We start from the raw sequence: 22,900 nt of genomic DNA, 5'->3' as shown, positions 1-22,900 counted from the left end.
ACACCATTCGTGAAGAGGCGCGTTCGCTTCCCGAACGCGCCTCTTCACCGTTTCTGGGCCACGGCGAAGACGCGGCGGAACGGAAACCACGTGGTGCCGTCCACCCGCTCGGGGTACTCGGCCCTCAGCCGGGGCGCCAGCTCCGCACGGAACTCCGTCCAGTCCTCATCGGACAGTGCGGTCCTGATCGGACGCAGCGCCGTCCCGGTCACCCACTCCAGCACGGGGTCCGCACCGGTCAGCCGATGCAGGTAGGTGGTCTCCCAGGCATCGACCGCGCATCCGGCGTCCGACAACAGGCCCGCGTACCCCTCGGGGTCGAGCACCGCGTCGTCCTCACGCAATACAACCGACTCGAGACGGTCCCGCCACCGCGGCGACGCGACCAGCTCCCGCACCCGCACATGGGACGGCGCCCCGAAGTTGCCAGGTACCTGGAACGCGAGCCACGCCCCGCGCGGCAGCTGCTTCACCCAGCGCGCGAGCAGTTCCTCGTGTCCCGGCACCCACTGCAGGACCGCGTTCGACACCACCACGTCGGTGTCCGGCTCCGGCCGCCAGTCCCGCACGTCCAGCACGGTCGCGTCGATCCCCCGCTCCCGTGCGGCCGCGACCATCTCCTGCGACGAGTCGCACGCCTCGATCCTGGCGGCGGGCCACCGCTGCGCGAGCGCCGAGGTCAGGTTGCCGGGACCGCAGCCGAGGTCGGCGACCCGGCGCGGGGCCTCCACGGCGATCCGGCCGACGAGGTCGAAGAACGGGCGGGCGCGGTGGTCGGCGAAGGTCAGGTACTTCGAGGGATCCCACACAGCGCCTCCCGCATAACAGTACGTTCGTACTGTTACTGTAGCGCTTCCCGGATCTTGATGGCCACCTCCGCGGCGACCGTCCGCACGGCGTTCGCGTCCGTGCCCGGATCGGCCCTGACCTGCAGCACGATGCCGTCCCTGCCAGGCACTTTGCGCTGCACGAACCACGCTCCCCCACCCGGCAGGTCCCGGTGGTGGCGCGACCTGATCGACCCGGTCACCCGCTGGTGCACGGCGTGCGGCAGTTTGCCCGGATCGACGAGCGCGTAGCGGTGCGGCGGCCGATCGGTCAGCAGGACCGCGTCGCCGGCCTCCCCGATCTCGTCCGCCTCGACCACGGCCAGCACTCCGTCGCCCCATGTCACCTTGCTGAGCAGGTGCCACCCGATGCGGCGCGCCCCGTCGCCGGTCGACACCCACAGTCCCAGCGACGTGGCCACGAGGTGCCCGCCGCCGCGGACCTCGGCCACGACGACGACGGTCTCCTCCTGCTCGAGCGTGCCGGCGAAACCGTCAGGCGTGCCGTCGCCGACGACCTTGTCGAGAAGCTTGCGAAGAACACTCATCCCATGCCTCCGGCGGCCTGCTCCCCCAGCGCCTTGTAGTACTGCTCCAGCGCCACCAGGTCGCCCCACAACGCACGCGCCTCGTCCGGTTCCTCGATCGGCGACAGGCGCTGCAGCCGCGACTTGATGTCGGCGATCTGACCGGCCAGCAGCTGCCGCTGAAGGGCGGCGAGCATGCCCGCCGCGTACCGCTCGATCGCGTTCTGCCTGGTGGGAATGGCTTCCACGGCCAGCTCGGTGACGAGGTTGCGGCCCGTGCCGGACTCGCAGCACTTCGCCACCGCGTCGATCAGGTCCGCACCAGCGAGCCCGCTCGACGTACCGCCCGCCTTGAGCACCGCACGGTGCAGTTCGGCGTACGCGGGGTGGGTGAACACCTCCAGCGGCAGCGCGTCGTACATGGGACCGGCGAACGCGGGTTCCTGCAGCGCGAGCTTGATCGCCTCACGCTGGACGTGCAGCTGCGGATCACGCGGGTTCGGCCGAGGAGGCCCGTCGACATCGACCGGGAGCGCGCCCTGACCCGGGTCCACCTGCCTGGTGGCCCGCCGCGCGGGTGCCTGCGTGCCGCCCGAGGACTCGCGGACCCGCCGCACGACCGTCGCCATGTCCTCCCAGCCGACCCAGCCCGCGAGCTGGCGCGCGTACTCGTCCCGCAGCGCCACCTCCTTGATCCGCGCCACCATCGGGACCGTCCGCCGCAACGCCTCGACGCGGCCCTCCGCGTTCTCGAGGTTGTGCACGGCCAGCTCGGTCTTGATGGCGAACTCGAACAGGGGCCTTCGCCGGGCGACCAGGTCGCGCACCGCCACGTCACCCTTGCTCTGCCGCAGCTCACACGGGTCCTGCCCGTCGGGTGCGATCGCGATGAACGTCTGCGCGGCGAACTTCTGGTCCTCGTCGAACGCCTTGAGCGCGGCCTTCTGCCCCGCGTCGTCGCCGTCGAAGGTGTAGATCACCTCGCCGCGGAACGCGTCGTCGTCCATCAACAGCCTGCGCAGCACCGTGATGTGCTCGGAGCCGAACGCGGTGCCGCAGGACGCGACGGCGGTGAGCACGCCCGCGAGGTGCATGGCCATCACGTCGGTGTAGCCCTCGACCACGACGACCTGGTGCCGCCGCGCGATCTCCCGCTTGGCGAGGTCCAGGCCGAACAGCACCTGCGACTTCTTGTAGACCGGGCTCTCACTGGTGTTCAGGTACTTGGCCTGGATCTGGTCGTCGTCGAACAGCCGCCGCGCGCCGAAGCCGACGACGTCGCCGCCGAGGTCCCTGATCGGCCACAGGAGGCGGCGGTGGAACCGGTCGATCGGGCCCTGCCTGCCCTCGCGGGACAGGCCGCCCTTGATCAGCTCCTGCATGTCGAAGCCGCGGCCGAGGAGGTGCTTGGTGAGCTTGTCCCAGCCCGCCGGCGCGTACCCGCAGCCGAACTGCACGGCCGCGGCCTGGTCGAACCCACGCTCGGCGAGGAACTCCCGCGCCTTGACCGCGTCGGGGGTCGCCAGCTGCTCGGCGTAGAACTCGGCGGCCGCGCGGTGCGCGTCGACCAGCCTGGTCCGCGTGCCCTTGTCACGCTGCCTGGTCGGTGCGCCGCCTTCGTAGGTCAGCTGTATGCCACTGCGCTCGGCGAGCCGCTCGACCGCCTCGACGAAGCTCAGGTGGTCGATCTTCATGATGAAGGCGATGACGTCGCCGCCCTCGCCGCAGCCGAAGCAGTGGAAGGTGCCGTGGGTGGACCGCACGTTGAACGACGGCGTCTTCTCGTCGTGGAACGGGCACAGGCCCTTCAGCGCGCCGCCACCGGCACGGCGCAGCGACACGTACTCGCCGACGATGTCGTCGACCCGATTGCGGTCGCGGACCGCGGCGATGTCGCTTTCCCGGATCCGTCCTGCCACGTTGTCCGAGTCTAGGCGTCCTCGCCGTAAGTAGGATGGCGGGTGTGACGGTCAGCGATGATGTCCTCGCAAAGGAGTTCTCGACGCACCGCGCGCACCTGATCGGTGTCGCGTACCGGTTGACCAGCACGATCTCCGACGCCGAGGACGCGGTCCAGGAGGCGTGGCTGCGACTGGCCGGGCTCGACGAGGCCCGCCGCGCCGAGATCCGGGACCTCCGGGGCTGGCTCACGACCGTCGTCGGCCACCTCTGCCTCGACCGGCTGCGCTCGGCCGCCGCGCAACGCGAGCGCTACGTGGGCCCGTGGCTGCCGGAGCCGATCGTCACCCCGTACGGCACACAGCCCGGCGACGATCCACTCGAGACAGTCGTGCGGGACGAGCAGGTTCGGCTGGCCACACTCGTGGTGCTGGACAAGCTGACGCCGGAGCAGCGCGTCGCCTTCGTGCTGCACGACGCGTTCTCCGTGCCGTTCGGGGAGATCGCGGAGCTCCTCGGTGTCACCGAGGCGACCGCCCGCCAGCACGCGTCCCGAGGCAGGCGCGCGGTGGCGGACGCGGAGCCGCCCCGGCTCGCGGATCTCGCGGAGCAGCGGGCGCTCATCGAGCGCCTGCTGGCGGCGATCCTGTCCGGCGACCTGAACAGCGTCGTCCAGGCACTGCACCCGGACGCGGTGCTCATCGGCGACAGCAACGGCAAGGCCCGCACCTCCCGCCGCCACATGGTCGGTGCCGACAAGATCTCCCGGTTCCTTCTCGGGCTCATCAAGATGTACGGCGTCCACCGGATCCTGAGCGGCGAGCTCGTCGTGGTCAACGGCCAGATCGGCATGGCGATCCCGGAAGTGCCCGCCGATGGCGACCTGATCAGGGTCGACCGGCGGGTCACGACGTTCGACATCCGGGACGGGCAGGTGACCGGGATCTACGACATGTGCAATCCGGAGAAGCTCACGCACCTGCGCTTCTGAGGTCGGCCTCGGGGAGCCGGCAGGCGTCCCCTGAGCTGAAGCCCTGGTCCCGGATGTCGAGCGCGCTGTAGGTCCGGGCCCGCATGTTCTCCAGGCCGATCTGGTAGGTCAGCTCGATCACGCCCTCGTCACCGAACTCCGCCCGCAGCTCCGCGAGCTGCTCGTCGGTGGCGCTGACCGGGGTGTCGGTCATCGCGTCGGCGTAGGCGACGGCCAGCCGCTCCTGCCGCGTGTAGGTCGGCGAGGTCAGGTAGTCGTTGATGTGCTTGAGCCGCTCGACGTCCAGCCCCTCGTGCTTCTGCAGCATGGTGCCGAAGTCCACGCACCATGAGCAGCCGAGCTGCTGCGCGACCCGGTACACCGCCAGTTCACGCACGTTGGCCGGCAGCTTCCGGCTGGCCTTCTCGGCGGCCAGCTCGTGCCGCGCGGCGGCCATGAACAGCTTCCGGTGCCGGGCCAGCACCGAGAACGGCTCCGGCACGACCTTGAACCGCCGCTTCGCGAACCAGTAGCCGATGCGGATCACGGGCCCCGCGTCTTTTGTTGCCAAGCCAGGAACTCTGGGCATTGTCTCCTCCTCGTTTCATGATCTGGACGAGGAGGAGCCGCGGTGTGTGACAGCCTCACTCGGCGGGATCGACCACACGCGCGAGGAAGTACACGACCCCGGTCTCCCTGTGGCGGACCACAAGCAGGAACGGCCGGTCCACGTGCACCTCGACCGGCTCCCCCGTCGGCAACGACATGAGCCGCATCATCACCGCCGTGGCCGCCGCACCCTCCAGGCCCTGCTCGTCGAGCTTCAGCACCGACTCGTGCAGCACGGCCTGCACGGCCAGCTCACTCGCGGTGATCCCACCGAGGTCGGCGTCCCGGCTGAACACCGTCCGCACACCGACCTCGTTGAGCGGTGGTGACAGCTCGGCCTGCATGCGCACGTCGACCTTCGGCAGCCACAGCCGGACCTGCTGGTGCCGGGGCGCGTCCAGCAGGCGGGCCAGCCGCTCCGCGTCGAGCTCGGGTTCCTCGGTCGCGAGCTCGGCGTCCGGCAGCAGGACGACGGCCTCGACGCCACCCACGGCGGCCAGGCTGACGACCTGCCACCCGTCCGTGGCCGCGTAGCCGATCCGCTCCGACAGCTCCATGGTCGGCACGTCCTTGGCGCCGCCCGGGGTGTGGAACGGCCGCGACGCCGTCGCGCCCTCCGCGAACCGCTGCTTCCACGCGCATTTCAGGTACAACGCGTTGACCAGCGCCGACACCGTGTCGGCCTGGATCGCGTCGGGCGGCAACAGCTCGGGGATGAGGTCCCGGGTCGTCTTCGCGACGTCCACATTGATCATGTCGCGAGTCCTCGGCGGGTTCTCCCGGAACGGCGCCTCCCGCACCATGCCGCTCGACCAGCGCCCCAGCTCGTCCACATAGGAGGCGTACACGTCGATCGACTCGTCCGCCCACAGCGTGTTGGCGACGGCGATGACCGGCTCGTCCTCGTTGTCGCGGTGCTGCTCCAGCACACCGGCACGGGTCAGCAGAGCCCCAAGCTCGGCGAGGTCACCTGACTTCTCCCCCACCAGCAGCACGGCCAGCTCGTCACGGGTCAGCCCTCTGGCGCCCTGGGCGACCAGCCCGAGCGCACTCGCCACCGAGAACGGCGACCAGCACGCGTTGGTCGTGAGGTTCGGCGCGGTGGCCCGGTGCAGAGTGAGTGCGTACGCGAGATGGGTCACCGGTTCAGCCATGTCATCGAGTGTGCCACGTCACTCCGACGATTTCCGGCCGGCGACAAGAGCGCGGTGCCAGCTGACCGCCTGCGCGTCGGTCAGCGACGCCACCTGGTCGATCACCACACGCAGCCGCTCCGCGTCGCCAGGCGCGTGTTCCCATGCGGGCACGAACGCGGGCTCCAGCGCGTCCGGTCCTCGGTCGGCCAGCACCGCCACCAGCTCGGTCAGCCACTCCCGCTGACGCGCCTGCAACGCGAGCCGCTGCACGTCGCTCATCACGTACCGCACCGCGACCGCCTTCAACAGCGCCACCTCCGCCGCCACCCTGGGCGGCACCACGAGATCGGCGCCGTACCTGGTCAGGACCCCTCCGCCGTGAGCGGCACGGGTGGCGGTGACAGCGGCGGACACGAACCGGCCGACCAGTTCGCTCGTGAGCCGCTTCAACGCGACCTGCGAGGTGAGCGAACCGTCATACCCCGGCACGCTCAGGGCCGACACGACCGGCAGCCGGAGCAGGTCACGCGCCGCGTCCTCCAGCGCAGACACCGGCTCGTTGCTGAAGTACTTCGCGGCGAGCTCAGCCACCACGGCCCGCTCGACCGGGTCGGTCAGCTCGCGAACGGCGATGCGCCCCGCCCGCACACCGTCCTCGACGTCGTGTACCGAGTAGGCGACGTCGTCGGCCCAGTCCATGACCTGCGCCTCGATGCAGCACCGGTCCCCGGGGGCACCGGCACGCAGCCACTCGAACACCGGCAGGTCGTCCCCGTAGACGCCGAACTTGCTGGTACCCGCGATGCGCGGCCACGGGTACTTCGTGGCGGCGTCGAGGGACGCGCGGGTGAGGTTGAGGCCGTGGTCGGCGATCTTGGGCTCGAGACGGGCCAGGATCCGCAGCGTCTGGGCGTTGCCCTCGAACCCGCCGCAGGCCTGGGCCACCGCGTCGAGCGCGCGTTCGCCGTTGTGCCCGAACGGCGGGTGACCGATGTCGTGGGCGAGGCCCGCCATCTCCACGAGGTCCGGATCGCAGCCGAGATCCTCCGCGATGCCCCTGCCGATCTGCGCGACCTCGAGCGAGTGGGTGAGCCGGGTACGTGGCACACCGCTCACCTCGGACCCCTCGCCGGGGCCAACGACCTGCGTCTTGCCTGCAAGGCGGCGCAACGCGGCCGAGTGGAGCACGCGGGCACGGTCCCGGGAGAAGGGACTACGCAGCGACGGCGGTGAGTCGGGCAGCAGCGCGTCCTTCTCCTGCTCCGCGAACCACCGCGCGACATCGTGCTCGCCGTACCCCGTAATCATGCGGGGAGGCTACTTGTCCGCGCCGACATTTCCAGGCACACCGATGTTGTCGGCGGGCGCCTTGGTCGCGCGGTAGTACAGGAGCGCCGCGGTCTCGTACAGGATGTAGCGGACCTGCGTCTGCCTGGTCTGGACGATCGGGCCGCTGTGCGTCGGCGATGACCACGCGTCGAGGCCGAGGTCGGACGCCATGGTCCTGGCACGCAGCGAGTGCCACGGATCGCTCACGATCACCGCGCTCTTCCAGCCGTGGTCGTGGATCTCCTCGGCGGCGGCCTTGATACTGCCCAGGGTGTCGTTGCCCTCGCCGACCGGGATGACATGGTCCTCCGGCACGCCGTGCTCGGTGAGCCAGCGGACGCCGGCCGCGGCCTCCGTGTACGTGTCGCCGGGCTGGTTGCCGCCGGTCGTGACGATGTAGGGCGCGACGCCCTCGTCGTAGAGGTTCTTTGCGTGCCGCAACCGGGCTTCGAGGACCTTCGACGGGGTGCCCGCGTACTGGGCGGCGCCGAGGACGAGCACCACATCGGCGGTCGCGCGGTCGTCACCGCGGGCAACCTGCCAGACCCGGAACCCGGTGCCGCCGACGACGAGCAGACCGACCATGAGCACACCGAGGACGAGGCGCCGCAGGAACCTGCGCACGGGTCTCGGCTCGTCGTGGCTCACTCCCGCCATCCTTCCAGACGCGTATCCAAAACTTCGGATGTTACCCGCGAGCCCTGACGCGGGTGGGGTGGTGGAGGTTGCTTGACGGTGAGTTGTCCACAGCCGGTGCAGTTGTCCACATGACGATCTTGAGGGGCGGCGGGAGCCGGTGGCTTCGGGTTTGCTTGCGGGTGTGAACGACAACCGAGCACTCCTGGACCTCGACGCCATCCCACGCGTCTTCGACCACCTCGTGGCACCCGCCACCGAACTCATCGCGCTGGGCCTCACCGGCCGCGCGATCCACGAGCGATGCCGGGCGGGCGGTCCGTGGCAGCGACTGGAGTCGGGGCTGGTGCTGCTCACGAACCAGCCGCCGAGCAGGATCCAGCGCATCCACGCCGCGCTCACCGTCGCGGGCCCGGAGGCCGTGCTGACCGGGGTGGACGCGCTGGCACTGCACGACATGACGGCCGCGAGGCTGGACGGACCGGTGCACCTGCTCGTCCCGCCGCGCCGACAACCCAGGCTGGTGGACGGCGTCCTCTTCGAACGCACCCACCAGCTTCCGGAACCACTGCACCTCGCCGGTTTCCCGGTGGCCCCGCTACCGAGAGCGACGATCGACACCTGTCGCCGTGCGAAGGCAGCCGAACACGTCCGCGCGCTGCTTGGCGAGTCGATCTACCGCGGCAAGGTCACCCCGGCGACGCTGCGCGACGAGCTCGACCGGGTGGGCGCCCGGGGCACCGCGCTCCCCCGCCGCATGCTGGCCGAGATCGACGACAAGGTGCGCTCGGTGGCGCAAGGCTGGGCGAAACGCCTGGTCCAGCAGGCGGGTCTGGTCCAGCCCGCCTGGCGGGTCCCGATCACGTCGGCGAACGGCTCGCACGTGGCGACCGCCGACGCGTGGTGGGACGAGGTCGGGCTGGCGTGGGAGGTCGACTCCTATGCGTTCGACCTCTCCGCCGCGGACGCCAAGTCGACGCTGCGCAGGGCGGCCAGGCTGACCGCCTGCGGCGTGCTCGTGGTGCACACCCCGCCGACGCAACTGCGCGACGATCCCACCGCGGTCGCCGAACTGCTACGCGGCGCCTACGACCAGGCCGCCACCCGCCCACGCCCGGACGTGACCGCCCATGAGTGACGACGCCCAGGTCCTGACGAACACCGCGGCGGCCACCCGGCTGCGCACGCTCCTGCACCAGCTCGCCTGCGAACCACCCGCGCTGGGCGCACGCCTGGTGCGCAACCTGACCTCACCTGAGGAACGGCTCCTGCTGTCCACCTCGCACGACAACCCGTTGGAGACGCCATGAACCCGACCACCGCACCACCCGGCGGCGGTAGGCTCGTCAGTGGGTTCGATGTGACCCGCCGCCCGCGCTGGACACGGCATGGTGAACACATCGGGACGAGCCAACGGTCACCGACGACACACGGTGCCACCGTCAGCAACGCGGGCGCTGCGGCAGCACGGCACCGGAACACGTGGGTGATCTCATGACCATTCCCCTTTTCGAAGCCAAACGTGCCGCCCGAGCGCTGCGCGCGGACGTTCCCGACCTCAGCCACAGCAAGGCGCTGGAGATCGTTGCTCACCAGCTCGGCCACCGGGACTGGAACACGGCGTCGGCGAAACTCGCGGGCGACATCGGCACCGCGGTGCCGATCCTCCGCATCTTCGACGAGGCCATGGCACGCGAGTTCTACGTCGACTACCTCGGCTGCACCGTCGAGTGGGAGCACCGCTTCGAACCCGGCATGCCGCTGTACACAAGGATTCGACGTGACCAGCTCGTCATCGACCTGTCCGAGCACCACGGCGACGGCACACCTGGCTCCGCGGTGTGGGTACCGGTGACCGACGTCCACGCCCTGCACGGCGAGCTGTCGGCCAAGAACCATCCTCGGCAACGACCGGGCGTCGACGAACACGCGCCGGGTGGCCCGACCCTGACGATCATCGACCCGTTCGCCAACGTCATCCGCTTCTGTCAGGTGGTGGACCGATGACCACGCTGACGGCCGAAGGCCTTGTCCTGCGCCAGTGGGAGGACAGCGACGCGGCCGCGCTCGTGGCGATCTACCGCGACCCTGCGATGCGCCGCTGGGTGCGGGTTCCGGTCACCACAACGGAAGAAGCGACCGCGTGGGTGGCGGCCCAGCAAGAAGGTTGGCAGACGGGCAACCGGCACAGCTTCGCCGTCGTCGACGATGAGCGGCTCGTCGGCTGCGTGGTGGTGAAGCGCCGGGTCGAGGTCGGCTACTGGACAGCGGCCCACGCCCGCGGCCGCGACGTGGCCTCCCGGGGCGTCCGCGCACTGGCGGACTGGGCACTCGGCAACGGCGCCACCACACTGGAACTCCGCCACCAGACCGACAACGCGGCGTCCTGTCGCGTCGCCGAGAAGTCCGGCTTCCTGCTGAAGGAAACGCTGCCCGCGACCCCGCCCTGGCCATTACCCGGGCACCTCCACGTCCGCACGAGCTGACGGCTCCACGCGGGCACGGTGCTCACCGAACCGTCACCGACGGGACGTGACAGCTCGGGGTGATGGCGGCACTCGCAGCGCCCCATGGTGGTCCGCGTGTTCGTCCGTCCACAAGCGACGGGCGGGTCAGAGCCAGCCACGGTCCTCGGCGAGCTTCGCCGCCTCCGCACGTGTCCGCGCCCCGGTCTTGCCGATCGCGGCCGACAGGTGGTTGCGGACCGTTCCCTGGGACAGCGACAGCGTGCGTGCCACGTCGGCGATGGTGCCGCCGGAGCTGGCCACCCGCAGCACGTCCCGCTCGCGGTCGGTCAGCGGGCTCTGTCCCGTGGCCAGCGACTCGGCCGCCAGCGCCGGGTCCACGACCCGGAGTCCGGAGTGGACCCGCCGCACCGCGTCGACCAGCTGTTCCGGCGGCGCGTCCTTCACCACGAACCCGACCGCACCCGCCGCCATCGCCCGGCTGAGATACCCGGGCCGACCGAACGTCGTGCACACCACGATCCGACAGGAAGGCAGCTCCCGATGCAGCTCCGCCGCCGCGGTGATCCCGTCCTTGCCCGGCATCTGCACGTCCAGCAGCGCCACGTCGGGCTTCGCCTCGCGTGCCGACCGCACCACGTCGTCGCCGGAGCTGACCTGCGCCACGACCTCGATGTCCGGTTCCAGCCCGAGCATCGCGGCAAGCGCACCACGCACCAAGGCCTGGTCGTCGGCCAGCAGGACCCTGATCACGCGGTCACCACCGACGACACGCTCGCCCGCACGACGAACCCGCCGTCGGGCGCGGGCCCGGCCGTCAGCGACCCGCCGACCGCCGCGAGCCGTTCGGTAAGACCGCCGAGCCCGTGGCCGGAGGAGGAGCCGTCACCGTGAACACCCGTCCCGTCGTCGCGGATCTCGATCCACGACTGGCCAAGGCGCACCTCGCAGCGCCGCGCGCCGGAGTGCCTGATCACGTTCGTGACTCCCTCCCGAAGTACGTACGCGAAAGGCTCCTGCAACTCGGCAGGCACGTTGTCGACCGCGTGCGGCAGGTCGGCCGTGATCTCCGCCGCGGCCAACGCCACCCTGGCGCCGACGAGCTCCGCGGGCAGCGACGCCTTGCGATACCCCGACACGGTCGACCGCACCTCGGTGAGCGCGGTGCGCGACAGGTGCTCGACGTCCCGCAGCTCGATGATCGCCCTGTCGCCGTCGCCGGAGCTCTCGAGGATCCGCCGCGCCAGCCCGGCCTTCACGGTGATCGTGGTGAGACTATGGCCGAGCACATCGTGCAGGTCGCGGGCCATCCTGGCGCGTTCCTCGGCGACGGCCAGCGTCGCGATCTCGTCGCGGGCGGCCCGCAGCTCCGCGTTGGAGAGGATCACCTGCCTGGTGCCGAACAAGGTGACGGTGAGGACCACGAGGATCGACGCCGAGTTCAGGTCGGGGCCACCTTCGGCGATGGTGGTACCGACCAGCAGAGCGGTGGTGGCGCCGAGGCCGAGCAGGAGACCGGCCATCGGCGGGGTCTGGATGAGCGCCGCGGACACCGCGTACGTCATGAAGACGAGGTCGTCGGGGCCGAGGACCACCGCCAGGCCGATCCCGCAGGCGCTCATCACGATCACCGCGACGGCCCGTGCCCATCGCGGCGGCCACGTGGTGGGCACGGCGACCGCGATGTAGACACCCGCGTAGACCACGACCAGCGACACGACAGCGAACCGGACCACCCCAGTGTGTGGTTCGTCGAACACCTGGTGAAGCGGGGTCACCAGGTAACACAGGACCATCACCGGCAGCACGATGCCCACGACACGACCAGCACGGGTGGGCGGCCACCTCTGTTGCTGAGGCCACGCCCACCCGTCCGATTTCCGCTGCTCTGCCACGACGTTCACCGTACGACTCCCGGCGTCTTCACACCCGCGCGCTGTCGCGGCGGTACCGGCGGATCACCCCGATGCCGACCGCCACCGTCCACACGGCGAGCACCAGCACCGCCTTGCCGAGGTCCACCGACAGGTCGGTGGTCACCGCACCCCGGCCGACCTGGCCGAGCCAGTACGAAGGGAGGATCTGCGCGACGTCGAGCAGCCACGGCGGCATCGTGTCGACGGGGATGAAGATGCCGCCGAGCAGGCTCATCACCATCATCGTGAGACTCATGATCGGCTGGATGCCGTCCGGCGTGCCGAGCTGACCGATGAGCAACCCGATCAGGGCGAACGGGATGACGGCGAGCCAGATCCCGACCGTGACACGCATCCAGCCCGCCGCGTCGAGCGCCACGCCTTCGGCAACGCCGCCGATCAACGGCACCAGCACCACGGCGGGCAGGGCGAGCAGCATCGCGGTGACGCCCTTGGCGGTGAGGTAGCCGGCGCCGGTCAACGGGGTGAGGCGTAGCTGTCGCTGCCACCCGGCGGAACGCTCGACAGCGAGGCGGCCACCCGCGAACAACGTGGCGGACAAGGCGCCGAACGCGGTCATGTTGACCATCAGGATGCCGACGATCGCACGGTCACCAGCCGCGAAGATCCCGACGTAGAGGAGGAACAACAGGACGGGGAAAACCACGGAGAAGATCAGGAACCGGGTGCTCCGCAGCACGCGCCGCACCTCGACCGCGAGGTAGCCGAAGCTCATGACAGGTCAGCTCCGTTCCGGGTGTCGGCACCGGTGGTGAGGGAAAGGAAGGCGCCTTCGAGGCCCACGGCGGTCACCTCGATGTCGTGCGCCTGCGGGAAGGTCGCGAGCAGGGCCCGCAGGGTGGTGTCGGAGTCGCGCGAGGAGATGGCCACCTTGGCGGCGCGAACCTCCACCTCGGTCACCGCAGGCAGCACGGCGAGTGCTGCCTCGGCAGCGCCCGGCACGGCGGCGCGGATGACGCGGCCGGACACGAGCGAGGTCACCTCGGCGACCGAGCCGTCGGCCACGATCCGCCCGGCACGCATGAGGACCACGCGGTCGGCGTAGTTCTCCGCCTCCTCCAGGTAGTGGGTGGCGAACAGGACCGTGCGGCCGGTGCTGGTGAAGCCGTGCATGGACTTCCAGAAGTCGCGTCGGCTCTGGACGTCCATGGCCGCGGTCGGCTCGTCGAGCACGAGCAGGTCCGGGTCGCTCACGAGGGCGACGGCGAACCGCACGCGCTGCTTCTGGCCGCCGGAGAGCTTGTTGCAGCGGCGGGCAACGAGGTCGGAGATGCCGCTGCGGCGCAACGCCTCCGCGACCGGCATCGGCTTGCGGTGCAGCGAGGCGACCATGCCGACGGTCTCGCCGACGGTCGCGTCGTCGAGCAGGGCGCCGCCCTGCAACATGGCGCCGATCGCGCCGGTGGCGACCGCGTCGTGCGGGCTCGAGCCGAAGATGGTGACGTTGCCAGCGTCGGGCCGCGTCAGGCCGAGCAGCATGTCGACGGTGGTCGACTTGCCTGCGCCGTTCGGGCCGAGCAGCGCGACCACCTCGCCCGGCGCGATCACCAGGTCGAGCCCGTCGACCGCGCGGACGTCCCCATAGGTCTTGCGCAGACCGGTCAGCATGACCGCGGTCCCCGCCGAGGTCCTGCTGCCGCCCTGGGAGATCTGTTTCGTGTTCACGCTGTCCACGATGCTGCGTGGGGACCGAGGGCACGCAGGCCGAGCGTCACCACCTCACCGTGACAAACGTCAGGGCGGAAGGTCCGCAGAAGGTCAGCAGCCGAGCAGTTGACCCGCCAGGTAGCCCTGGAGCTTGTCCAGCGACACCCGCTCCTGGACCATCGAGTCGCGCTCCCGGACCGTCACGGCCTGGTCCTGCAGCGTGTCGAAGTCGACGGTCACGCAGAACGGGGTGCCGATCTCGTCCTGGCGGCGGTATCTACGACCGATCGCACCCGCGTCGTCGAAGTCGATGTTCCAGTACTTGCGCAGAGACGCGGCGAGGTCGCGGGCCTTCGGCGTGAGATCGGGGTTGCGCGACAGCGGCAGCACCGCGGCCTTCACCGGCGCGAGCCTGCGGTCGAGGCTGAGCACGGAGCGCTTGTCGACGCCGCCCTTGGCGTTGGGCGCCTCGTCCTCGCGGTACGAGTCGAGCAGGAACGCCATCATGGGACGACCCACGCCCGCGGCGGGCTCGATGACGAACGGCCGGTAGCGCGAGTTGGTCGCCTGGTCGAAGTACGACAGGTCCACACCGGAGTGGTTGGTGTGGGTGGTGAGGTCGAAGTCGGCGCGGTTGGCGATCCCCTCCAGTTCACCCCACTCCTGGCCGCCGAACTGGAAGCGGTACTCGATGTCGACCGTGCGCTTGGAGTAGTGCGACAGCTTCTCGGCCGGGTGCTCGTAGAACCGCAGGTTGTCGGGCTTGATGCCGAGGTCGGTGTACCAGCGCATGCGCTCGTCGATCCAGTACCGGTGCCACTCCTCGTCGCTGCCGGGCTCGACGAAGAACTCCATCTCCATCTGCTCGAACTCACGGGTCCGGAAGATGAAGTTGCCCGGCGTGATCTCGTTGCGGAACGACTTGCCGATCTGCCCGATGCCGAACGGGGGCCTGCGCCGCGAGGTGGTGAGCACGTTCAGGAAGTTCACGAAGATGCCCTGCGCGGTCTCCGGCCGCAGGTAGTGCAGGCCCTCGTCGGACTCGACCGGCCCAAGGTGGGTCTTGAGCATCATGTTGAACTCGCGCGGCTCGGTGAACCCGCCGCGGACACCGCAGTACGGGCACGGCACGGCGGACAGGTCGGCCTCGGTGACCTTCGTGCCGCTGCGCGCGGAGTACTCCTCGGCCAATTGGTCGGCGCGGAACCGCTTGTGGCACGCGGTGCACTCGGCCAGCGGGTCGTGGAACGCGGAGACGTGCCCGGAGGCCTCCCACACCCGCTTGGGCAGGATCACGGACGAGTCGATGCCGACGACGTCCTCGCGCCGCTGCACCATCGTGCGCCACCACTCGCGCTTGATGTTGTCCTTCAGTTCGACGCCGAGCGGCCCGTAGTCCCACGCCGACCGGGTACCGCCGTAGATCTCCCCGCACGGGTAGACGAAGCCCCTGCGCTTGCACAGGCTGACGACGGTGTCGACGCGATCGGCGGGCATGAGCACTCCAACTGTCTCGCACTCGCGGCCATGGCGTTCAATGGCGGTTGACGGGGCGCGGCCGACAAAGACTACTCGGCAGGCGGTCGCCACGAACGGGTGATTTCCGCTCGTCGAACCCCGCACCGAGGTTGCCGACAGTAGCCGGATACCGCCATAAGGAGGACATGTGCGCACGAGGCGCTCGATGAAAGCGAAGCTGATCGAGGGCGACGGTCCACTGTCCCGGATGCCTCCGTTCGCGGCGTTCCTGCTGGTCGCCGTCGTCTTCGTGGTCGGCATCCTGGTGGGCGGCGGGATCGGCGCACTGCTGCTGGGTGCCCTGGGGGTGGGCATCGGGGTGTTGCTCGCCGTGACCTGGCAAACGCTGTCGCCGGCCGAGCGGGCAGGCCGCGTGTTCATCCTGGCCGTGCTGACGGCCGTCGCTGTGTCGGTACTGCTGACGAAATAGCCCGGGCGCCTAGGATGTTGAACACGGTAACCAATATCTGTATCAGCAACCGACCGAGAGGACGATGTCCGCCGTGACCTCGGATGCCACCTCGTCCCCGGATCTGGCCACCCCGCACTCGGCCGACCGTCCGACGGTCACCCGAGCCGAACACCGCCCGGTGCACACGCTGTCGGCGGCCGGTGACCTGCTCCGCGCACTGGCGGCGCCCGTCCGGATCGCCATCGTCCTGGAGTTGCGCGCACACGACCGCTGCGTCCACGAACTGGTGGAGACGCTCGGTGTGGCGCAGCCGTTGATCAGCCAGCATCTGCGCGTGCTGAAGTCGGCCGGCGTCGTCAACGGCGAACGCCACGGCCGCGAAGTGGTCTACCGTCTGGTCGACGAACACCTGTCGCACATCGTCGTGGACGCGGTTGCGCACGTGGAGGAAGGGGCCGGCAAGTGACGAATGGCGAACGCCGCACCCCCACCGTCCCGGGAAGGCGCTCGACGAAGCAGCGCGCGGCGGTGGCAGGCCTGCTCGAGCAGCTCGACGAGTTCCGCTCCGCGCAGGACCTGCACGAGGAACTCCGCACGCGGGGCGAGGGCATCGGCCTGACCACCGTCTACCGAACGCTGCAGTCCCTGGCGGACGCGGGCGAGATCGACGTGCTGCGCATCGGCAGCGGCGAGGCCGTGTACCGCCGCTGCTCGCGCCACCACCATCACCACCTGGTCTGCCGCGCCTGCGGCCGCACGGTCGAGGTCGAGGGCCCGGCGGTCGAGAAGTGGGCGGAGAAGGTCGCCGCGGAGAACGGCTTCTCGGAGATCAGCCACACGGTCGAGGTCTTCGGCACGTGTGAGACCTGCGCGAGCTGACCGCGGCCTCCGGCCCCCGATTCCAGCCTAGGCCGGGGCACCGACAGAACCGCCGTGGTGCGCCTGAGCTGTGGACAACTCACCGACGGCGTGGCCTCCGGCCCCCGGGTTCAAGGCTACGGGGCGCCACCGACAGGAATCGTCGTGTTGTGGGGCCTTTGTGGACAACGAGGAAAGCGGCGGTTGGCCTGTGTACAACCGCCGCTTCCTGCGTCCCCGTTGTCGGTGGTCCGTGGGAGGCTGGTCACCGGGGGCCGGAGGCCGGCCCCCGGTAGGTCAGCCGTCCGCGAGCAGGCCGTTCCGGCCGATGACGCCCGCGTACCACCGCGCACTGTCCTTCAGCGTTCGCTTCTGTGTCTCGAAGTCCACGTGCACCAGGCCGAACCGCTTCGCGTAGCCCGCCGCCCACTCGAGGTTGTCCATCAACGACCAGCAGAAGTAGCCGCGCAGGTCGACACCCTGCTCGATCGCCGCGTGCGACGCTCGCAGGTGGCCGTCCAGGAACGTGATGCGGTCGGTGTCCCGGACCACGCCGTCGGTCAGGGTGTCCGGGTACGCGGCGCCGTTCTCGGTGATGTACATCGGCAGGCCCGGGCTCTGCTCGTTGAGCGAAACCAGCAGCTCGGTCAGCCCTTCCGGCTGGACCTCCCAGTCCATCTCCGTCCTCGGGTGTCCGGACGTCAGGAACCGCACGTCCTCCGCGCCCACCCACTCCGACGGGCCGTCCGGCTCGCCACCGGCCTCGACCAGGTACGCGCGGTAGTAGTTCACGCCCAGCATGTCGATCGGCGCGCTGATCGTGGCGAGATCCCCGTCCTGGATCAGGTCCGGCAGGCCGTACGGCGCGAGGTCGGTCAGCAGGTCGTCCGGGTACTCGCCGCGCAGCACCGGGGCGGTGAAGATCCGGTTCTGCAGGCCGTCGATGCGGCGCGCCGCGTCGAGGTCCGCAGGCGAGTCGCTCGCCGGGTGGACCGGGAACAGGTTCAGCGTGATGCCCGCCGGCGTGTTCGGTGCCTGCGCGGTGATCTCCTGCATCGCAAGGCCGTGGCCGAGCAGCAGATGGTGCACGGCCGCGATCGCCGCACTGCCGGACGTGACTCCCGGCGCGTGCCTGCCGCTCGCGTACCCCGCGAACGCCGAGCACCACGGCTCGTTCAGCGTCAGCCACCCCGTGACCCGGTCACCGAGCCTGCCGACCACCGCGGACGCGTAGTCCGCGAACCGATAGGCGGTGTCGCGGTTGGTCCATCCGCCCTTCTCCTCGAGCGACTGGGGCAGATCCCAGTGGTAGAGCGTCGCCCACGGGCTGATCCCGTTCTCCAGCAACTCATCCACCAGCCGGTCGTAGAAGCCGAGGTCCGCCAGTCGCGGCCACGCCACCGAGAACCGGTACGCACCGAGGCCGAGCGACTTCATCATGGCGACATCGTCGACATAGCGGCGGTAGTGGTCCGCGGCCGGCTCGCCAGTGTCGCCGTTGTGGACGGCGCCGGGGCGGCGGCAGAACTCGTCCCAGATGGAGTCCACACGGCCGTCGGCCGAGATGGCACCCTCCACTTGGAACGACGCGGTGGCCGCGCCCCACACGAAACTTGTCGGGAAGCGGAGTGCGACGGACTCCGACTGTTCCGGCACAACTGACATGGTCACCCCTTCACAGCGCCCTGCATGATCCCGGCCACGATCTGGCGGCCGAGCACGACGAACACGATCAAGATCGGAATGGTGGCCAGCGTCGTGCCGGCCAGTACGAGTGAGTAGTCGACGTAGTAACCGCTCTGCAGCCGCTCCAGCGCGATCTGCACGGTGGGGTTCTCGGCGTTGAGCACCACCAGCGGCCACAGGAAGTCGTTCCACGACGTCATGAACGTGAACATGCCGAGAAACGCCGCCGCGGGCCGCACCGCGGGCAGCACGACGTGCCAGTACACGCGGATCATCGAGCAGCCGTCGACACGTGCGGCCTCGATGAGCTCGTACGGCACGACCTGCGCGGTGTACTGCCGCATCCAGAACACGCCGATCGCGGTCACCAGATTGGGCACGATCACCGCCTGCAGCTCGCCCGCCCAGCCGAACTCCGCCATCGCCATGTACAGCGGGATGATGCCGAGCTGTGTCGGCACCGCAAGCGTGGCGACCACGAACAGGAACAACCCGTTGCGGCCGCGGAACCGCAGCTTGGCGAACGCGAAACCGGCCATCGTGGAGAACAGCACGGTGGTCAGCGTGACCGTGCCGGACACGACCACGCTGTTGCCCAGCGCCTTCCAGAACGGCACCGTGTCGAACACCCGTGCCGCGTTGGACAGGAAGTTCCCGCCGGGCAGCAGTGGCGGCACCCGCTCGGTCAGCATCGAGCTGTCCCGCGAGGCGACCAGGAACGACCAGAAGAACGGGAACACCGAGCCGATCAGGAACGCGATCAGCAACCCGTACGCCCAGAACGACGCCCGTTTGTCGCCGTCCGCCTTGCGGCGGATCGTACGCATGGACAATGCGGTCATCGGTCGTCCTCCACCCCGGTCGATGCCAGTCGCCGTGTCAGCAGGAAGTTCACGACCGCGATGACGATGATCAGGAGGAACAGTGCCCAGGCCACCGCGGACGCGTAGCCGAGCCGCTGTGTCTCGAAGCCTGTTTGGTACATGTACAAGGTGATCGTCTGGAACTGGTTGGACGAGCCGCCGTTGTTGGAGCCCGGCATCGAGTCGAACAGCTTGGGCTCGGTGAAGATCTGCAGCCCGCCGATGGTCGAGGTGACGACCACGAAGATCAGGGTGGGTCGCAGCAGCGGCAGCGTGATGCTGAAGAAGCGCCGCACCGCCGACGCCCCGTCGATCAGCGCCGCCTCGTGGATCTCCTTCGGGATCGCCTTCATCGCGGCCAGCACGATGAGCGCGTTGTAGCCGGTCCACCGCCAGTTCACCATCGTCGCGATGGCGAGGTGGGAGAAGAACCGGTTGCTCTGCCAGTCGACCCGGTCGAAGCCGACCAGCTCCAGGACCCCGTTGACCAGGCCGTAATTGGGGCCGAACAGGTTGGCGAAGATGATCCCGACGGCGACGAGGCTCACCACGTACGGCAGCAGGACCCCGACGCGCCATCCCGTTGGCGCGCGCAGCCGGGTGTTCAGCAGCGCCGCGAGCCCGACGGCGACCACGATCTGCGGGCCCGTGGAGAGCACGAAGATGCTGAGCGTGTTGACCAGGGCGTTCCAGAACTGGCTGTCCCGCAACAGTTCCGTGTAGTTGCCGAGTCCGATGAACACGCCGTCGAGGTCGAGCAGGTCACGGTCGAACAGCGACAGGTAGGACGTGTACAGCAGCGGGAACAGCCCCACCACGCCGAAGACGATGAAGAAGGGCGCGATGTAGATGTAGGGCGACCATTTGACGTCCATGTTGGACAGTCGTTGCCGCCAGGTGAGCTTTGGTGGCCGCGGTGGGGCGGGCGCCACCCCCTGGTGTGACGCCCGCCCGGTTACCGTGGTCATCATTTGACGATCTTCTTGGCGGCGTCGACCGCCTGCCGCCAGCCCTCCTCCGACGACTTGCCCTGCTCGACCGCCTGCAGCGCTGGGCTCGTGGCGTTCTCCTGGATCTTGCCGTCACCGGGACCCTTGTACTGGGCCTTGCCGACCTTCTTCGCCATGGTGGCGAACAGCTGGCCGACCTTCACGTCACCGAAGTAGTCGTTGGTGCTGGCCAGCAGCTCCGGTGAGTCGAGCGCCTCGACCTGGCTGGGGAAGTTGCCGGTCTTCTCGAACGCCTTGACCTGCTGTTCCGGCGCCGTCAGCCACGCGGCGAGCTCAGCGGCCTCCTTGGGGTGCTGGGACTGCTTGGGCACCGCGAGGAAGGAGCCGCCCCAGTTGCCGCCACCGTTGGGGAACGCGTCGGTGACCGCCCACTTGCCCGCGTTCTCCGGACCCGCCTGCTCCTTGACCACACCGAGCATCCAGGACGGGCAGGTCTTCGTGGCGAACGCGCCCTGCTTGAAGCCCGCGTTCCACTCCGGGCTGAACGCGACGAGCTTGGCGGTCTGCCCGCCCGCCGCGGCCGCGGTCACCTGGTCCCAGTTGCTCTTGATGTCCTTGTTGGACTCGATCGCGAGCTTGTCGTCCTCGGTCAGGTAACCCTCGTCGAGCTGGTTCTGCATCGCGTTGAAGATCTGCGAGGCAGAGTCGAACCACGCCTTGCCGGTCGCCTTGGTGTACTTGTCGCCGGCCTCGAAGTAGGAGTCCCACGACTCGAACATGGCCTTCACCGACGCCTCGTCGGTCGGCAGTTTCGCCGCCGCCAGGAGGTCGGTGCGGTAGCACATGGCGAGCGGGCCGATGTCGGTGCCGTACCCGATCCAGGTGCCGTCCTTCGCGGTGCCCGCCTGGTACTTCCAGTCGAGCCAGCGTTCCGGCTTCACGTCCTTCGGGCCGATCTCGGCCAGGTTGTTGAACAGGTGTGGCTTGTCGATTACGTCGGGGAGGTGGCCCTCCTCGATCGCGACCACGTCCTCCAGGCCGGAGTTCGCGGCGAGCTTGGTCAGCAGCTGCTGGTGGTAAGGACCGCCCTGACCGGTCTTGTGGTGGGTGATCTTGATGTTCGGATGGAGGTCCTCGTACTCCTTGAGGAGGTCCTCGTAGCCGAACTCGGTGAAGGTGCCGATACTCAGCTCGATCTGCCCCGAACCAGATCCTGAGTCGGCGCCGGAGTCGTCACCACACGCGGTCAGGCCCACCGCGGCGGCAAGGGCGATCGCGCCGGCGAACACCCGTCGTTGGTTGCTTCGCACGTCTGTTGTCCCTTTGCTTTGCGTCCAGAATTCTGGGAGCGCTCCCAGTTGGGGAGTACCGAGTGTGGTCTTGGTTACGGCTAAGTGTCAAGGACTTTCCGGGAGCGCTCCCAGAATCCGTTACACTTCCGTCATGCCGATGGACGAGCGCCCGACGCTGGAGGACGTGGCCGCGTATGCGGGCGTCTCCCGCTCGACCGCGTCACGCGCCCTGAACGACGACGCCTACGTGAGCACCCGTGCGAAGGAGAAGGTGCTGGGTGCTGCGCACGAACTCGGCTACTCCCCCAACCAGGCGGCAAGATCACTGGTGACTCGCAGGACCGGTGCGGTGGCGGTGGTCCTGTCCGAGCCTGAGGCCAACGTACTGGACGACCCGTACTTCGCGTCAGTGATGCACGGCGCGTTCCGCGAACTGTCCGACGCCGGCGTGCAGATGCTGTTGATGTTCGTCGACACCCGCGACGACGTGCCGAGGACGATCAAGTTCCTGGAGGGCGGACACGCGGACGGCGCACTCGTGTTCGCGCCGCACAAGGGCGACCCGTTGCCGACGGCGCTGCGGCTGGCGCGCATCCCCGTGGTGTACGGCGGGCGGCCGGGTACCGGCAAGCGCGGCGCCCACGCGGTCGACTTCGACAACGAGGGCGGCGCCCGCCTGGCGGTGGAACACCTGTACGGCTCGGGACGCCGGTGCATCGGCACCGTCACGGGCATGCTCGACCACCCCGCGGCCGCCGACCGCCTGGCGGGGTGGCAGAAGGCGCTGGAGTCGGCGGGCCTCGACCCGACCGACCTGTCCGAGCCGGGCGACTTCACGATGGCGAGCGGCGAGACGGCGACCGCCAAGCTGCTGGCCCGCTGCCCCGGCCTGGACGCCGTCTTCGCGGCGAGCGACCTGATGGCCGCCGGCGCGATGAAGGCGTTGCGCGCGGCGGGCCGAACCGTCCCGAAGGAAGTGGCGGTCATCGGTTTCGACGACCACCCAACCCTCGCACCCGCGATGGAACCGCCACTGACCTCGATCCACCAGGACCCACGCCAACAAATCCGCGAAATGGTGAAAAAACTACTTTCCCTCCTGAGCGGAGACCCCATCCGCCCAGAAACCACAGTCCTCCCAGTAACCCTGGCAGTCCGCGACTCAACCTGACCCCCCCAACCCCACACCCAAACCCCGCGAGTCCACGGTTCAGAACCCGCGAGTCCACGGTTCAGAACCCGCGAGTCTTCGGTTCACGACCGCTGAGTTGGCGGTTCACGCACCCGGGAGGTGTCCCGAACCACCAACTCGCGGGTCCCGAACCGGGGACTCGCGGGT

General features: G+C 69.4%; 25 protein-coding genes. 9 read left to right on the top strand and 16 right to left on the bottom strand.

Features of this window, described 5'->3' with window-relative positions; all coding sequences use genetic code 11:
* Positions 1 to 44: 44 nt before the first annotated feature.
* Genes WBA97_RS34345 through dnaG form a run of 3 tightly spaced genes read right to left on the bottom strand, consistent with a single transcriptional unit; the run spans position 45 to position 3,273 of the window.
* Entirely contained in the window at positions 45 to 809 is a 765-nt protein-coding gene (locus WBA97_RS34345; RefSeq protein WP_424235160.1) for a trans-aconitate 2-methyltransferase, read from the bottom strand.
* Between the two features lie 32 nt (positions 810 to 841).
* Positions 842 to 1,375 carry a hypothetical protein gene (locus tag WBA97_RS34340; protein ID WP_424235159.1) on the bottom strand — a complete coding sequence of 178 codons (534 nt, stop codon included), beginning with the start codon at positions 1,373 to 1,375 and terminating at the stop codon, positions 842 to 844.
* Positions 1,372 to 3,273, bottom strand: coding sequence for a DNA primase (gene dnaG, locus WBA97_RS34335; RefSeq protein ID WP_424235158.1), 1,902 nt, complete (start codon positions 3,271 to 3,273; stop codon positions 1,372 to 1,374). The genes WBA97_RS34340 and dnaG overlap by 4 nt, the downstream gene beginning before the upstream one ends.
* A 35-nt stretch (positions 3,274 to 3,308) precedes the next feature.
* Here dnaG and WBA97_RS34330 point away from each other — a divergent pair, with 35 nt between their 5' ends.
* Positions 3,309 to 4,244, top strand: a complete 936-nt coding sequence (locus WBA97_RS34330) for a sigma-70 family RNA polymerase sigma factor (protein ID WP_424235157.1) — start codon at positions 3,309 to 3,311, stop codon at positions 4,242 to 4,244.
* On the opposite strand, the gene WBA97_RS34325 is transcribed toward WBA97_RS34330, so the two are convergent.
* Genes WBA97_RS34325 through WBA97_RS34310 form a run of 4 tightly spaced genes read right to left on the bottom strand, consistent with a single transcriptional unit; the run spans position 4,225 to position 7,954 of the window.
* Positions 4,225 to 4,812, bottom strand: a complete 588-nt coding sequence (locus WBA97_RS34325; protein ID WP_424235156.1) for a carboxymuconolactone decarboxylase family protein — start codon at positions 4,810 to 4,812, stop codon at positions 4,225 to 4,227. The genes WBA97_RS34330 and WBA97_RS34325 overlap by 20 nt on opposite strands.
* A gap of 55 nt (positions 4,813 to 4,867) precedes the next feature.
* Positions 4,868 to 5,986 carry a serpin family protein gene (locus tag WBA97_RS34320; RefSeq protein ID WP_424235155.1) on the bottom strand — a complete coding sequence of 373 codons (1,119 nt, stop codon included), beginning with the start codon at positions 5,984 to 5,986 and terminating at the stop codon, positions 4,868 to 4,870.
* 18 nt (positions 5,987 to 6,004) lie between these two features.
* Entirely contained in the window at positions 6,005 to 7,276 is a 1,272-nt protein-coding gene (locus tag WBA97_RS34315; protein ID WP_424235154.1) for a deoxyguanosinetriphosphate triphosphohydrolase, read from the bottom strand.
* A gap of 9 nt (positions 7,277 to 7,285) precedes the next feature.
* Complete coding sequence (locus WBA97_RS34310; protein WP_424235153.1) at positions 7,286 to 7,954, bottom strand: YdcF family protein; 669 nt, start codon at positions 7,952 to 7,954, stop codon at positions 7,286 to 7,288.
* Positions 7,955 to 8,117: 163 nt separating this feature from the next.
* Between WBA97_RS34310 and WBA97_RS34305 the strand changes: the two genes are divergently transcribed.
* The 4 genes from WBA97_RS34305 to WBA97_RS34290 all read left to right on the top strand — a co-directional run bounded on the left by WBA97_RS34305 (position 8,118) and on the right by WBA97_RS34290 (position 10,419).
* Positions 8,118 to 9,071, top strand: coding sequence for a hypothetical protein (locus WBA97_RS34305; protein WP_424235152.1), 954 nt, complete (start codon positions 8,118 to 8,120; stop codon positions 9,069 to 9,071).
* Entirely contained in the window at positions 9,064 to 9,243 is a 180-nt protein-coding gene (locus tag WBA97_RS34300; RefSeq protein ID WP_424235151.1) for a hypothetical protein, read from the top strand. Before WBA97_RS34305 ends, WBA97_RS34300 begins: the two co-directional genes overlap by 8 nt.
* Positions 9,244 to 9,427: 184 nt before the next feature.
* On the top strand, positions 9,428 to 9,940 hold the full coding sequence (locus WBA97_RS34295; protein ID WP_424235150.1) for a glyoxalase superfamily protein: 513 nt from the start codon (positions 9,428 to 9,430) through the stop codon (positions 9,938 to 9,940).
* Complete coding sequence (locus tag WBA97_RS34290; protein ID WP_424235149.1) at positions 9,937 to 10,419, top strand: GNAT family N-acetyltransferase; 483 nt, start codon at positions 9,937 to 9,939, stop codon at positions 10,417 to 10,419. Before WBA97_RS34295 ends, WBA97_RS34290 begins: the two co-directional genes overlap by 4 nt.
* A gap of 126 nt (positions 10,420 to 10,545) precedes the next feature.
* Here the strand turns inward: WBA97_RS34290 and WBA97_RS34285 are convergent, their stop codons facing one another.
* The 5 genes from WBA97_RS34285 to WBA97_RS34265 form a co-directional block, all read right to left on the bottom strand.
* The gene (locus WBA97_RS34285; protein WP_424235148.1) at positions 10,546 to 11,151 is read right to left on the bottom strand and encodes a response regulator; all 606 of its coding nucleotides are present in this window, start codon (positions 11,149 to 11,151) and stop codon (positions 10,546 to 10,548) included.
* Positions 11,148 to 12,215, bottom strand: coding sequence for a sensor histidine kinase (locus tag WBA97_RS34280; protein ID WP_424235147.1), 1,068 nt, complete (start codon positions 12,213 to 12,215; stop codon positions 11,148 to 11,150). Before WBA97_RS34280 ends, WBA97_RS34285 begins: the two co-directional genes overlap by 4 nt.
* A 106-nt stretch (positions 12,216 to 12,321) precedes the next feature.
* Entirely contained in the window at positions 12,322 to 13,050 is a 729-nt protein-coding gene (locus WBA97_RS34275) for an ABC transporter permease (protein WP_424235146.1), read from the bottom strand.
* Positions 13,047 to 13,943: an ABC transporter ATP-binding protein gene (locus WBA97_RS34270; protein ID WP_424235242.1), complete on the bottom strand. Its 897-nt coding sequence runs from the start codon at positions 13,941 to 13,943 to the stop codon at positions 13,047 to 13,049. The genes WBA97_RS34275 and WBA97_RS34270 overlap by 4 nt, the downstream gene beginning before the upstream one ends.
* 150 nt (positions 13,944 to 14,093) lie before the next feature.
* Positions 14,094 to 15,479 (bottom strand): glycine--tRNA ligase, encoded by a 1,386-nt coding sequence (locus tag WBA97_RS34265; protein ID WP_424235145.1) that lies wholly within the window; start codon positions 15,477 to 15,479, stop codon positions 14,094 to 14,096.
* A gap of 187 nt (positions 15,480 to 15,666) precedes the next feature.
* On the opposite strand from WBA97_RS34265, the gene WBA97_RS34260 reads away from it, so the two are divergent.
* The 3 genes from WBA97_RS34260 to WBA97_RS34250 all read left to right on the top strand — a co-directional run bounded on the left by WBA97_RS34260 (position 15,667) and on the right by WBA97_RS34250 (position 16,791).
* Positions 15,667 to 15,930: a DUF6703 family protein gene (locus WBA97_RS34260; RefSeq protein WP_424235144.1), complete on the top strand. Its 264-nt coding sequence runs from the start codon at positions 15,667 to 15,669 to the stop codon at positions 15,928 to 15,930.
* 64 nt (positions 15,931 to 15,994) lie between these two features.
* Positions 15,995 to 16,378 (top strand): ArsR/SmtB family transcription factor, encoded by a 384-nt coding sequence (locus WBA97_RS34255; RefSeq protein ID WP_424235143.1) that lies wholly within the window; start codon positions 15,995 to 15,997, stop codon positions 16,376 to 16,378.
* The gene (locus tag WBA97_RS34250; protein ID WP_424235142.1) at positions 16,375 to 16,791 is read left to right on the top strand and encodes a Fur family transcriptional regulator; all 417 of its coding nucleotides are present in this window, start codon (positions 16,375 to 16,377) and stop codon (positions 16,789 to 16,791) included. The genes WBA97_RS34255 and WBA97_RS34250 overlap by 4 nt, the downstream gene beginning before the upstream one ends.
* Before the next feature lie 276 nt (positions 16,792 to 17,067).
* Here the strand turns inward: WBA97_RS34250 and WBA97_RS34245 are convergent, their stop codons facing one another.
* The 4 genes from WBA97_RS34245 to WBA97_RS34230 are packed head-to-tail and all read right to left on the bottom strand — an operon-like array spanning position 17,068 to position 21,579.
* A complete protein-coding gene (locus WBA97_RS34245; RefSeq protein ID WP_424235141.1) occupies positions 17,068 to 18,435 on the bottom strand; it encodes a GH1 family beta-glucosidase in 1,368 nt (455 codons plus the stop codon).
* 2 nt (positions 18,436 to 18,437) lie between these two features.
* Positions 18,438 to 19,298: a carbohydrate ABC transporter permease gene (locus WBA97_RS34240; protein ID WP_424235140.1), complete on the bottom strand. Its 861-nt coding sequence runs from the start codon at positions 19,296 to 19,298 to the stop codon at positions 18,438 to 18,440.
* Positions 19,295 to 20,287, bottom strand: coding sequence for a carbohydrate ABC transporter permease (locus WBA97_RS34235; RefSeq protein ID WP_424235241.1), 993 nt, complete (start codon positions 20,285 to 20,287; stop codon positions 19,295 to 19,297). The genes WBA97_RS34240 and WBA97_RS34235 overlap by 4 nt, the downstream gene beginning before the upstream one ends.
* Entirely contained in the window at positions 20,287 to 21,579 is a 1,293-nt protein-coding gene (locus WBA97_RS34230) for an ABC transporter substrate-binding protein (RefSeq protein ID WP_424235139.1), read from the bottom strand. The genes WBA97_RS34235 and WBA97_RS34230 overlap by 1 nt, the downstream gene beginning before the upstream one ends.
* A 133-nt stretch (positions 21,580 to 21,712) precedes the next feature.
* On the opposite strand from WBA97_RS34230, the gene WBA97_RS34225 reads away from it, so the two are divergent.
* Positions 21,713 to 22,732 (top strand): LacI family DNA-binding transcriptional regulator, encoded by a 1,020-nt coding sequence (locus WBA97_RS34225; protein ID WP_424235138.1) that lies wholly within the window; start codon positions 21,713 to 21,715, stop codon positions 22,730 to 22,732.
* Positions 22,733 to 22,900 lie beyond the last annotated feature (168 nt).

Origin of the sequence: Actinophytocola sp., from assembly GCF_049647105.1 — a bacterium.
Lineage (GTDB): Bacteria > Actinomycetota > Actinomycetes > Mycobacteriales > Pseudonocardiaceae > Actinophytocola.
The sequence above is the reverse complement of the archived record's forward strand: the minus strand, read 5'-3'. Positions and strand labels throughout refer to the sequence as shown.